Origin of the sequence: Flavobacterium sp. CECT 9288 (genome assembly GCF_918731615.1) — a bacterium.
Lineage (GTDB): Bacteria > Bacteroidota > Bacteroidia > Flavobacteriales > Flavobacteriaceae > Flavobacterium.
In genome coordinates this window covers 3,349,492-3,362,388 of the sequence record NZ_OU957226.1, presented here as the reverse complement: position 1 = coordinate 3,362,388, position 12,897 = coordinate 3,349,492, and the positions used below count along the sequence as shown (strand labels likewise).

9 protein-coding genes and 1 tRNA gene are annotated in these 12,897 nt (G+C 34.4%); 7 read left to right on the top strand and 3 right to left on the bottom strand.

From position 1 onward, the window contains the following. Positions 1 to 7 precede the first annotated feature (7 nt). From LQ189_RS14885 to rseP, 3 genes are all read right to left on the bottom strand, one after another. Positions 8 to 514 (bottom strand): Crp/Fnr family transcriptional regulator, encoded by a 507-nt coding sequence (locus tag LQ189_RS14885; protein ID WP_230158269.1) that lies wholly within the window; start codon positions 512 to 514, stop codon positions 8 to 10. Positions 515 to 873: 359 nt separating this feature from the next. Then, positions 874 to 947: transfer RNA gene (locus LQ189_RS14880), tRNA-Asn, on the bottom strand. Positions 948 to 1,084: 137 nt separating this feature from the next. After that, positions 1,085 to 2,428 carry an RIP metalloprotease RseP gene (rseP, locus tag LQ189_RS14875; RefSeq protein WP_230158268.1) on the bottom strand — a complete coding sequence of 448 codons (1,344 nt, stop codon included), beginning with the start codon at positions 2,426 to 2,428 and terminating at the stop codon, positions 1,085 to 1,087. 192 nt (positions 2,429 to 2,620) lie between these two features. On the opposite strand from rseP, the gene LQ189_RS14870 reads away from it, so the two are divergent. The 7 genes from LQ189_RS14870 to LQ189_RS14840 all read left to right on the top strand — a co-directional run bounded on the left by LQ189_RS14870 (position 2,621) and on the right by LQ189_RS14840 (position 12,842). Then, positions 2,621 to 3,688, top strand: a complete 1,068-nt coding sequence (locus LQ189_RS14870) for an NADH:flavin oxidoreductase/NADH oxidase (RefSeq protein ID WP_230158266.1) — start codon at positions 2,621 to 2,623, stop codon at positions 3,686 to 3,688. Between the two features lie 533 nt (positions 3,689 to 4,221). Then, entirely contained in the window at positions 4,222 to 5,262 is a 1,041-nt protein-coding gene (locus LQ189_RS14865; protein ID WP_230158264.1) for a Gfo/Idh/MocA family oxidoreductase, read from the top strand. Positions 5,263 to 5,438: 176 nt separating this feature from the next. Further along, positions 5,439 to 6,650, top strand: a complete 1,212-nt coding sequence (locus LQ189_RS14860; protein WP_230158263.1) for an MFS transporter — start codon at positions 5,439 to 5,441, stop codon at positions 6,648 to 6,650. Positions 6,651 to 7,076: 426 nt separating this feature from the next. Continuing rightward, the gene (locus tag LQ189_RS14855; RefSeq protein WP_230158262.1) at positions 7,077 to 9,914 is read left to right on the top strand and encodes a TonB-dependent receptor; all 2,838 of its coding nucleotides are present in this window, start codon (positions 7,077 to 7,079) and stop codon (positions 9,912 to 9,914) included. 10 nt (positions 9,915 to 9,924) lie between these two features. After that, entirely contained in the window at positions 9,925 to 11,274 is a 1,350-nt protein-coding gene (locus LQ189_RS14850) for a DUF5689 domain-containing protein (RefSeq protein ID WP_230158261.1), read from the top strand. Positions 11,275 to 11,333: 59 nt separating this feature from the next. Next, positions 11,334 to 11,795, top strand: coding sequence for an FKBP-type peptidyl-prolyl cis-trans isomerase (locus LQ189_RS14845; protein WP_230158260.1), 462 nt, complete (start codon positions 11,334 to 11,336; stop codon positions 11,793 to 11,795). A 180-nt stretch (positions 11,796 to 11,975) separates the two neighbouring features. After that, the gene (locus LQ189_RS14840; protein ID WP_230158259.1) at positions 11,976 to 12,842 is read left to right on the top strand and encodes a hypothetical protein; all 867 of its coding nucleotides are present in this window, start codon (positions 11,976 to 11,978) and stop codon (positions 12,840 to 12,842) included. Positions 12,843 to 12,897: the final 55 nt, after the last annotated feature.

Below are 12,897 nucleotides of genomic sequence, written 5' to 3'. Positions count from 1 at the left end.
ATTGAAGTCAACATTTTTTTAGTCTTGATAAAGTTTCGGCACTCATTCTTAAATAATTTGCAATATGTCTGTTTGGAATTTCTTGAAAAAGTTGTGGGCTTCTTTTTAAAACTCTTTCATATCGTTCTTTTGGCGAATTTGTCAAAATGTCAATTTCTCGTTCCATTTGTTGAACTACTAAATTTTCTAAAATTTTTGTCCACAGATTTTTATTATTTTCTTTTTCTAAAAATAAGTCAATTTGTTGTTTGGTTACGACTTTTAAAACAGTTTTTTTAATTGCCTGAATATATAAGTCAGAAGGTTTTCCAGTCAAAAAAGAATCTAGCGAAACTATTAAATTTTCTTTGTAACCAAATCTAATAGTTTGTTCCTCATAATCATCTAAAACAAAAACTCTCAGACTTCCGCTTTCGATATAATACAAATTAGTGTCAATGCTCCCTTTTACTTTCAGAAACTCATTTCTGTCGATTGTAATTTCTTTGTCTGAAAGTTTAATTATTTCTTTCATTTTCTGTCTGGGCGTGAGTTTCGATATGCTTGAGGCCTACTAATGGATTATTAAAACATTTCACCCACCAAAAGAAGTGATTGAAATTTTAAATTTTGGTTCCTTTTTTTTGTTTCGACTTTAAAGAAATACAAACTATTAAACCGATTAAAAAAGAGTTTTTAAAATACTCAAACACGGTCTATTTAAAAGTTATTATAAGCCGTTAATTTTAATCAAAACTATTATAATATATAAATTGTCTACATTGCTGTAAAGTCCTTTTAAAAGCCCTCCTACGCCGGGGCGGACTCGAACCAATTCCTAAAACTATTATAAAACAAAAAAGCCACTCAATTTCTTGAATGGCTTTTTAAAAGCTCCCCCTCTTGGGCTCGAACCAAGGACCCTCTGATTAACAGTCAGATGCTCTAACCAACTGAGCTAAGGAGGAAACTGTATATTTTTATTTTTTTAAAGAACGTCTTATTTATTTGCTTTTGAGTAACTCTGTTTGTTTGTCTAAGCGGTTGCAAAGATAGGCTAACATTTGGTTTCTGCAAATAAAATTCAAACTTTTTTTTATTTTTTTTACTTGCCTACAATTGCTTTGTAAATGTCGTTTCCGTTTGCAAATAGTAATAGTGTTATAAGTAAAACAAAACCAACTAATTGTGCGTTCTCTAGGAATTTATCGCTAGGTTTTTTACCTGAAATAATTTCGTATAATAAAAACATCACATGACCACCATCTAGTGCTGGAATAGGCAAAAGGTTCATTACACCAAGCATTATTGATAATAAAGCCGTAATGGTCCAGAACATTTCCCAACTCCAAGTTTTTGGAAAAATATCAAATATAGCTTTGAAACCACCTACTTGTTTGTAAGCTTTAGTTTCTGGATTAAAAATCATTTTTAATTGTTTTCCGTATCCTACTAATTGATCTTTTCCTCTAGTTATACCCACAGGAATTGATTCTAATAGCCCAAATTCTTGTTTGCTTACTTTGTAGTACCCCAGTTTTTCTAAAGAATCCATTCCCAATCTTCCAATACCTATTCCTAGTTTTCCTTCAGAATTGATTTGAATAGGTAATTTAATTTCTTTTTCGTCTCTTAGGATTAAAGCTGTTACGGTTTTGTTTTTATTATTTTCAAAAACTGTTTTGGCTTGATCATAGTACTTGGTAGTTTGCCCATTTACAGAAACAATAATGTCTTTTGGCATTAAAGCAGTATTTTTAGAACCTTCAGAAATAGGTCCTACCACAAATGGCATTCTAATATCAAGTAAACTTTTTTTCTCAACTTTTGATAATTGGTCAACAAAATCATTTGGCATATTGATAGTTTGTTCTGTTGTGTCCCTTTTTATGATGACTTCTTTTGCCATGATTACTTTCATGGTAAGATCATTGTCAAATTTTATAATTTTTTCACCATCAACAGATACAATGTGGTCTCCAGTTTTAAAACCTACTTTTTGCATGGTTTTATTTTCTACAAGTAAACCGTCTTTCAAGTCTTCATTAGCAATATAAGTATCACCGTAAGCAAATGCCATACCTATATATATTATGAAAGCCAAAATGAAATTTACAGTAACACCACCTAGCATAATGATTAATCGTTGCCAAGCTGGTTTAGATCGAAATTCCCATGGTTGAGGTGGCAAAGCCATTTGTTCTTTGTCCATACTCTCATCAATCATTCCAGAAATTTTCACATAGCCACCAAGGGGCAACCAACCGATACCATATTCGGTTTCGCCAATTTTCTTTTTGATAAGGGAATATTTTACATCAAAAAATAAGTAGAATTTTTCGACTCTAGTTTTAAATAATTTTGCAGGTATAAAATGTCCTAACTCGTGAAGTACAATAAGTAAGGATAAGCTCAATAAGAATTGAGAAAGCTTGATAAATAAATCCATTTTTTAATTTTGATTCTTAATATGATGCACAAAAATAGGGTTTTCTGTTTGTATATTTTACAATAATTGTTCCAGAGCAATTTAAAAGTTTGTTAATTATGTTAATTTGAAATAGAACTTTGAATGCTGAATCTTAACTTTACTTTCTTAAATCCCATTATTTAGGATTTATATCACTTTAAAACACGTATAATGTCGTCAAAATTATTTTCTCCTATTACCATAAAAAGCATCACGCTAAAAAATAGAATTGCAATATCACCCATGTGTCAATATTCAGCCCAAGACGGTTTTGCTAATGATTGGCATCTGGTACATTTGGGTAGTCGCGCTATAGGAGGCGCAGGATTAATTATTCAAGAAGCCACATCGGTATCAGCAGAAGGTAGAATCTCACCAGAGGATTTAGGGCTCTGGAATGACGAGCAAATTGTGAAGATGAAAGAAATCAATACTTTTATTGTGAGTCAAAATTCAGTTCCTGGAATACAATTGGCGCATGCCGGACGTAAAGCCAGCTCTGCATCACCTTGGAACGGAGGACGTAAACTTGATGATTCACAAGGAGGTTGGGATACTGTAGCACCAAGCCCAGTTGCCTACCATCATACTGAGAAAGCTCCCCTTGAGCTTCATGAAGCAGGAATACAAAAAGTAATTTCAGATTTTAAATCTGCTACAAAAAGAGCTGTTCAAGCAGGTTTTCAGGTGATGGAAATACATGCTGCTCACGGGTATTTATTGCATCAATTTTTATCTCCGTTATCTAATTTTAGAACTGATATTTATGGAGGTAGTTTTGAAAACCGCATCCGCTTGACGCTTGAAGTTGTTGAAGCGGTACAATCAGAATGGCCTGATTATTTACCGTTTTTTGTAAGAATATCAGCAACTGACTGGGCTGAGGGTGGCTGGAACTTAGAAGAATCGGTTCAACTTTCTAAAATTTTAAAAGGAAAAGGAGTTGATTTAATTGATGTTTCAACCGGAGGTTTGGTGTCGCACCAGCAAATTCCGATAGAACCCAACTATCAAGTTCCTTTTGCCGAAAGCATAAAAAATGAAACTAGAATTCAAACGGGAGCGGTAGGATTAATTACGGAAGCTGCTCAAGCTGAGGAAATCATTGCCTCTGGAAAAGCTGATTTGGTTTTTATAGCACGAGAATCTTTGAGAGATCCTAATTTAGGTTTGAGATTTGCCCAAGAGCTAGATGCCGAAATGGAATGGCCAAAACAATACGCTAGAGCGAAACAGTAAGGTTTTGAAACATATAAGTCATATAAGTTTTCTTTTTTTTTAAACCATTAAGGTATTAAGAAAATTAAGTTTTTGATAGTTCGCTTTTGTCGTATTTATTTGAAGATCTTATATGACTTATATGTTTCAATATTTTTTAAACCATTAAGGAATTAAGAAAAGTTAAGGTAGTTGCTAGTTTTGGTTTTACGAATCTTATATGAACTTATATGACTTATGTGTTTCAATATTTTTTAAACCATTAAGGAATTAAGAAAAGTTAAGGTAGTTGCTAGTTTTGGTTTTACGAATCTTATATGAACTTATATGACTTATGTGTTTCAATATTTTTTAAACCATTAAGGAATTAAGAAAAGTTAAGGTAGTTGCTAGTTTTGGTTTTACGAATCTTATATGAACTTATATGACTTATGTGTTTCAATATTTTTTAAACCATTAAGAAATTAAAAAAAAATTAAGGTTGTTGCTAGAATTACAAATCTTAAAATCTTATATGTTTAAAAAACCGTAGCATAAATTTCAAAAAAAACACTATGCAAAAAATAAAAACAGCTTTATTGTCTTACGGAATGTCAGGCAAAGTATTTCATGCTCCTTTTTTAAATTTTCATCCAGGATTTGATCTTATTGGTTCTTGGGAACGCAGTAAAAAATTACTACACCAAGATTTCCCAGCTTTAAAAAGCTATGCTTCACTAGCGGAGGTTTTACAAGATGATATAGATTTAGTTGTTGTGAATACGCCTGTGGCCACGCATTATCAATATGCAAAACAAGTGCTAGAGGCAGGAAAACATGCTATTGTAGAGAAAGCTTTTACGACAACAGTTGCTCAAGCAAAGGAGCTTATGGCTATTGCCAAAGATAAAAATGTTAAATTGTCTGTTTTTCAAAATAGGCGTTGGGACAGTGATTTTAAAACCGTTCAACAAATTATTTCAGATAAAGTATTGGGTAAAATCGTAGAGGCTGAGATTCATTTTGATCGGTACAATCCGCTTTTGAGTCCAAAGTTACACAAAGAAATAGTTTCTGATGGATCAGGAATTCTCAAGGATTTAGGGCCTCACATTATTGATCAAGCATTGTGTTTGTTTGGTTTGCCAAATTCGGTTTTTGCTGATATCCGCATTACGAGAGAATATTCCTTAGTTGATGATTATATTGATCTGTTGCTTTATTATGCTAATTTTAGAGTGCGTCTAAAAGCTGGATTTTTTGTTCGGGAAGCCAATCCTGCTTATGTTATTCATGGCGAAAAAGGGTCTTTTTTAAAACCGCGCGGTGATGTACAGGAAGACGAACTAAAATTAGAATACAAACCAAATTTAGAAACTTGGGGAACGGAGCCAATTGAAAAACAAGGTTTGTTACATTCCGAAATTAATGGAGAAATTATTCGGGAAATTGTACCTACGCTTCAAGGTAATTACTTTGATTTTTTTGACGGCGTGTACCATTCAATTGTAAATAATAGTCCAGAACCAGTCACCGCACAAGAGGGCGTGCAGGTCATTCAAATTATTGAAGCGGCACTACAAAGCAATGCCCAGAAAAGAGTAATTGATTTGTAGTAAATCTTTTTTAACTTTCATTTCATCAATTAAAACGTTCGTTATATTTTCAATAAGCGATGTTGATGTACTTGAATTTATAAACAATAACGTTGTAATTTTTTTCAAATAGGTTGTTTCAACACAGCCAATCATTGCTTTTTGTAATTTTGGCCTTAAAATTAAAAACAATCATTTTGATAGACTTACAATTTCTTGGAAAAACAAGAACTAAAGCCAAGCTAAAAAAGAGTTACACACAAGCAAAAGTTTCTTATTTAAATCGCATACGCTGGGCAGTATCTGTATTTTACTTCGGGATGGGGTTGTGCTTTGCTACCTGGGCCAGTAGAATTCCAGATATCAAAACGTCGTTGCATCTCAGCGAAGGAGCATTAGGAACCATTTTGTTTGCTTTGCCACTAGGGCAACTTATTGTGATGCCTTTCTCGGGTAAACTAGTCACCCGTTTTGGGAGTCATAAAGTTTTGATAGTTGCATTATTCATGTATGTAGTGAGCATGACAAATTTAGGTTTGGCTACAGCCGCATGGCAATTGTCATTAGGATTATTTGTTTTTGGAATTTTTGGAAACCTGTCTAATATTGCGGTCAACACACAAGGCGTTTATACTGAAGGATTGTTCAAGAGAACCATCATGGCTTCCTTTCATGGCATGTGGAGTTTTGCAGGTTTTACAGGAGCATTAGTAGGTCTAGCCATGTTGTCCTTGCAACTCACGCCCTATATTCATTTTATAATTGTAGCTGCGCTAGTACTTTTAATGATGCTATTTAACTTTAAATATTTGATAAAAGCCAAAGAAAAGATACAAACAGAACAGAAAAAAATATTTTCAAAACCAGATAGTTCCTTGCTATGGCTCGGTGTCATTGGCTTTTGTTGCATGGCCAGTGAAGGTGTGATGTTTGACTGGAGTGGGGTTTATTTCAAAGATGTGATTAAAGCTCCAGGACCGCTTGTTATCTTGGGTTATACTTCATTTATGATCATGATGGCTAGCGGACGCTTTATAGGAGATGCCATTATTTTAAAATTCGGACGCAAGGTAGTATTACAAGTAAGCGGAATTCTCATTTCATCGGGGCTTTTTACAGCTGTATTTTTTCCTTATGTGATACCAGCAACTATAGCGTTTATGTTTGTAGGATTAGGTGTTTCAACTATAATTCCTACTGTTTATAGTGTGGCCGGGAAAACTCCTAATGTTGCACCAAGTGTAGCCTTAACAACCGTTTCTAGCGTAAGTTTCCTTGGTTTTTTAATGGGACCACCTATAATAGGATACATAGCCGAGTTGTCTAGTTTACGTTTTTCATTTGCATTTATAGGTGTTTTTGGACTTTTGATTGCCGTAATGGTTTCAAGAATTAAAGCAATCAAATAATGTCTTAGGAGCAGTCTAATTTTTTTTTAAGCAACAGTATTCCTGCTGTTCGCAGTATCTTTCCTGTCCTAAAAAAAGGACAGGAAAGGATACTTACTCCCATCAGGGCTATACAGAAGAATTTATTTTCATCAGAAAAAATATTATTTTTTTTGATAAAAATGAATATGTTAATATTTTTTTAGTACTTTTAATATTATAATTCTTTCAATCAATATAATAAGTACGTCGCCCAGTTGCTAATACCACACAAACTGTAGCGTTTTTCAAAGTTTATACCACGTTTCCAAAATTCACATTTAATTTTTTTGTTGTTGTCCTACAGAAGGATAATAACTAGTAATGATTTTAATTCAGCTGTTGATCGTGCAATGGCTGAATTATTATTACTGTTTTTTTGACCTTAAATTATTTGATGTTGAATTTATGAGTAAACTGTACTACCTATTGTTTTTTATCTTTTTTTGGAGTGGCATTCAAGCACAAGAAAGCACTGGTTTTTTTGGTAAAATAATCGATTCAAAAACTCAAAATCCCATTCCATTTGTTGTAGTTAGTGTTCAAAACACATCCTTGATGCAAGTCACAGACAAGGAAGGCAAGTTTGTTTTTGAGGGCGTTCCACCTGGGACTATTTTGGTTTTGGTTCGCAGTCAAGGTTATAAAGATGGCTTATATCCGCTGGAGATAACAGCCGGAAAAATGGTAGACTTGGGAAATATTAGCCTTCAAGACGATCAATCTTTAGACTTGCAAAGCAGCATTATCACATTAATGGATAGTGATTTTAATGATGATAACAGTTCCTCAGAAAGTACCTCAGGATTACTGCAATCATCTCGGGACGCTTTTCTACAAGCTGCCGCTTTTAACTGGGGACAAGCTCGATTTAGAGTACGTGGTTTAGATAGTGAACACTCCACGATGATGATCAATGGGGTAACTATGAATAAGATATATGATGGTAGACCACAATGGGGTGAATGGGGCGGATTAAATGATGCTCTTCGCAATCAAGAATTTACCTTAGGAACCGCTCCTTCTGATTATGCTTTTGGAGGAATCCTTGGAACACAAGAAATAAATACTCGAGCCTCTATTTATAGACCCGGAACAAGAATTACATTTTCTGGAACCAATACAAACTACAATTGGCGCTCTATGGCTACGCATGCGTCTGGTATGAGTAAAAAGGGTTGGGCCTATGTGGTTTCTGCAGGGAAACGCTGGGCTCAAGAAGGCTATTTTGAAGGAACAAATTACGATTCGAATTCGTTTTTTGTAAGTCTCGAAAAAAAGTTAGGAAGTCAGCATGCTCTTAACCTTACTGCTTTTTACACACCAAATTCTAGAGCTAAAAATTCGCCAAACACTGATGAAGTAACGCAATTAACCAATCCCAGATACAATTCTTACTGGGGTTTTCAAGAGGGTAAAAAACGAAATGCTCGTATTAAAACTATTGAAGAACCCATTTTTATGCTCAATCATTATTTTAAAATCAATGATAAAACAAACTGGAACACCAGTATTTTTTATCAAATAGGGACTACCGCAAACAGCACCATTGATTTTCAAAACGCCAATAGTCCAGATCCAACAAACTATAGAAAGCTGCCTAGTTTTTATACCTCACTATATGCACCAGATGAAGGTGAGTTCTCAGGTGCATTTACTCCTGATTTTGATAATGCCGAAAAGAGCAAGGCCACTTTTTTAGCTAATCCGCAACTTGACTGGAGATCTTTATACCTAGCCAATCAAACAACTGTTCTAGATGGAAACGGAAATATTACGGGTTATGAACCCACAAGAAGTAAGTATGTTTTATATGAAGATCAAGTACAGGCCGAAACAGGGTCAGTAACAACAAATGTTAGCGCGGCATTATCTGAAAATATTTTTATGAACTCCGGAGCTTCTTTCAAGAAAATGAAATCTAATAATTCCCAGGTTTTAGTTGATCTTTTGGGAGGTTCTTATTTTAATGATATCGATGCTTTTTATGAAGGGAATCAATCACAATCTGATTTAAACAATCCCAACAGACAAGTAGGAGTAGGAGACAAATACGGGTATAATTTTAATTTTTTAGCCACTGTTTTAGATGCTTTTACACAGTTTAAATTCAGTTACAATAAAGTCGATTTTTATTTGGCACAGCAATTTTCAGCAACAAGCTATCAACGAGAAGGTTTGTACAAAAACGGTATTTACGAGACAAATTCTTTTGGCAAAAGTGACGTAGTAGCCTTTGAAAACTTTGGATTTAAAGGGGGTTTAAGTTTCAAAATTTCGGGTAAACAAGTTTTGGTATTAAATGCAGCTCACGCTACAAAGGCGCCTACTTTAAGAAATACGTTTGCCAATGCCAGACTCAATAACGCTATTGTAAATGATATAGAAAGCGAAACCAATAGTAGCGTTGATGCTAGTTATGTATACCGTTCCCCAAAATGGAAAGCTAGAGCAACAGCTTACTTTTCAAAGTTAAGAAATGCTACTCAAATTTCGTTTTTTTATGCCGAAGGAATTTTTGATGACGGTGCAGGTTTTTTAAACACAGATGCCTTTGTAAGTCAAACGCTCACCAAATTAAACAAGAAAAATATAGGTGCAGAGTTGAGTTTAGAATACCAATTGACTCAAACCATAAAAACCACATTTGCTGCTGCAGTGGGCCAGTATACCTTTGATAATAATCCAAAAGTTACACTCACAAATGATGCTGCAGCAACCCCAGAAAATAATGCTCCTGTTTTTGATTTTGGAAAAGCATCTCTTAAAAATTACAAACAAGCAGGAATGCCTCAACGAGCCTATTCATTAGGAATGGAGTATCGAGACCCTAAGTATTGGTGGATAAGTGCTAATGTAAATTATTTAACAAACACTTACATTGATGTAGCTCCTATTTTAAGAACCGAAATTTTTTATAAAAATCCAGCTAATGGGTTTAATTTTCCCGAAGCTACAGAGGAACGCGCAGCACAATTATTAAGACAAGAAAAGTTTGATCCCGTAACCTTACTAAATATTATAGGAGGGAAATCATGGATCATTTATGGTAAAAATGTAGGTGTTTTTGCAAGTATCAATAACGTGCTCAATACAACCTATAAAACAGGAGGATTTGAGCAAGCCCGTAATGCTAATTTTAGAGAAATCAATCAAGATGTTAGTAGCGGTACACCCTCTTTTGGACCCAAATATTTTTATGGCTATGGCCGAACTTATTTTGTAAATCTTTATATCAATTTTTAATTCAAATCACATGAAATGTCAACGCTATCTTTTTATAGTTCTATTGCTGGTTTTATACAGTGGTTGCGTGCCAGATGAATTGCCTGCACCTAAACTTAACTGCAACCAGCCTACTTTAGTCACTAACAAATTAGTGAAGGATATTCATACTAATGCAAATGCTATTGTAACGCAGTACAAGTATGATGATATTATCGAGGCTTATGTAGTCTCTAGTGACGAATCTGGGAATTTTTTTAAATCAATATCTTTTCAAACCTTGGCAACAGCCACAACTCCAGCACTAGGTTTTAGCGTTCCTGTTGATGCTACAAATTTGTATATAGAGTATAGAGTAGGGAATAAAGTGTATATAAAGCTCAAGGATTTGTACACAGATATAGATTTTGGCGGGGTACGTATAGGGAACATATTTGTGAATTCGTACAATCAGGGAGGTGTGGGAAGATTATCTCAAAATGACTATAAGAAAGTTTTACATGCTTCTTGTGAGACGGTAAATGTGGAAAAACTTGTACGCAAAGGAACGATGGAGGCTTTACTTAAAGATGAAAATTTAAACACTTTGATAGAATTTACGGAGGTACAGTTTGTTGAGAATGCCATCGGACGCAGCTATTTTGAGGAGTCGAATAATGTAGGAGGTGCTACAAACTGGGGTTTGAATGATAAAATGGGAAATCAAGTGTATGTAAGAACGAGTAGTTTTGCTAATTTTTCCTCAAAAATAATTCCGGATAAAAGAGGTAAAGTTCGAGGCATACTCACTAAATACGGAAATGATTTTCAGTTATTGCCTCGTTCAGAGAAAGATATTGTATTAACAGCTCCTAGAGCAACTCCTTTTTTCTCTCAAAATTTTGATCAAGTGCCAGAAAATTCCACTTTAAGTTTGCCAGGCTGGGGTAATTTTGTACAAGCCGGTTCTTTATTCTGGAAAGGTGCGCTATATGCAGGTAACGGCTTTGCAGAGTTTAGTATATCAGGAACTAGGGTCAACTCTAATATTGCATGGCTAGTCACGCCTAAAATTGATATGGATCAACATACAAAAGAGGTACTGACTTTTAGAGCAGCACAACATCGATTGGATATTGACTCACCACTAAATTCATTAGAGGTTTATGTCTCTACTGATTTTGATGGGTTGAATGTTGCCACCGCCACTTGGACCCGACTAACTGCAAACTTGCCCAAACAAGCTACGCCGTGGAACCAATTTATAGGTAGCGGCGCCATTGATTTATCAGCGTACAAAGGAAAAATTAATATTGCTTTTAAGTATACAGGGTCAGGGCGTAATTTAGCACTTGACGGAACATTTCAAGTTGATGATGTACAGGTTTTTGGTGAAAAATGATTTCTTTTAAATTTCATTCTTGAATTGCTATATTTGCAACAACAATCAAATTTAAACCTATGAAATCTATAGTACTTGCCCTCATTTCTATTTTATTTGTATCTTGTTTAGGAGACAATGAAATAGCAAAACCTATTGACTACACCGCTCAAAACGAAAAAGAAATAGTAGATTATATTGCTAAAAATAAACTGAATGCCGTAAAAACAGGTACCGGATTGTACTATGTGATTAATGAGCCTGGAACTGGTGATCAGCCAAAAGCAACCTCAAACGTTACGGTAGCCTACAAAGGATATTTTACAAATGGATCTGTGTTTGACGAAAGCAAACCTGAGGGACTTTCTTTTGGTCTAAACCAAGTAATAAGAGGCTGGACAGAAGGAATTCCTTTTTTCAAAAAAGGTGGAAGCGGGATATTATTAATTCCTGCACATTTGGGCTATGGAAGCAGTTCAAACGGTCCTATTCCAGGAGGATCGGTACTGATTTTTGATGTAAAGTTGATCTCGATAAATTAAGAATTTCTTTCCATTGTCTAGTCCTGAAAAAGAGAAACCTGCTACTGTACGTTTCTCTTTTTTTTTACATTTTACATTTTTGTTTCTTAATTCTTCAAAATATAGGGGTTAATATAAATCAAAACACAAAAGAATCATCGGTTTTTGTATTTTAGGGGTCCCAAATTGAAACAAAAACAAATGAAGACCTACCTTATTGCCCTGTTTATGATGGCTATGCCATGCCTAGTGTTCAGTCAAAACAGTACTACTGAGACTAAATTAAAAGCGATACACTCTGTAAAGACAAATTTCAAAAATTTAAAAGACGGTGAAATCATTCATAAAAACTACACTTTTAAAGATGGAAAGTTATTGAACATCAAGACATCTGATGTGATTCAAAGTTTTTTTTATAACCCAAAAGAGCTCTTAGACATGACTGTAAAAGAGCGTGTAGGCAGCAACTGGAAAGAGGTTATAAATTATACGTACAATAATAACGATCAGCTGATTAAGTTTGTCAAAAAGTACGAGGAAAATGGCGAATTAGTGACTAAAACGGTCAGTATTGCTTATGAAGGCTCCCGTGTAAAGGTAATTACTAAAAAAAGTAATTCGCAACAAGCCGTGGTTGACGATATAGAATATGTAGTTGAAAACGGAATTATAATAAGACGTTCCACAAGAGACAGAAACCAACAAATTGTTAAGAAAGTAGAGTACCTTTATTTTAAAGAAAACCCCATACGCCACAAAGATTTATTGGGTGACAAACAAATAAAAAACTTCACCTTTGATGATAAAAATTCAGTAAACGCCTTGCTAGTTCAAAATATTTTTGGAACGCATTTTAAAGTTATTGTACCTATTATTTCATTTCATGAAGAAGAATTTGAGTTTGAATCTATTGGCAATAACAATGTTTTAAATTTTAGTTCCACCGCAGTAGATGCCCTAGGAAAAACAAGGAAGTACAAGTACAACACCTCAAATTTCCCAGTATCGTGTTCTCTTATAGAATCAAACGGAATTGTAAAAACTGAAATTAGCTATAGTTATGAGTAAGTTAGCGGCAAGTTTAAACGGTAGTAACTAAAAAAACAATTCGAAAATGAATTAC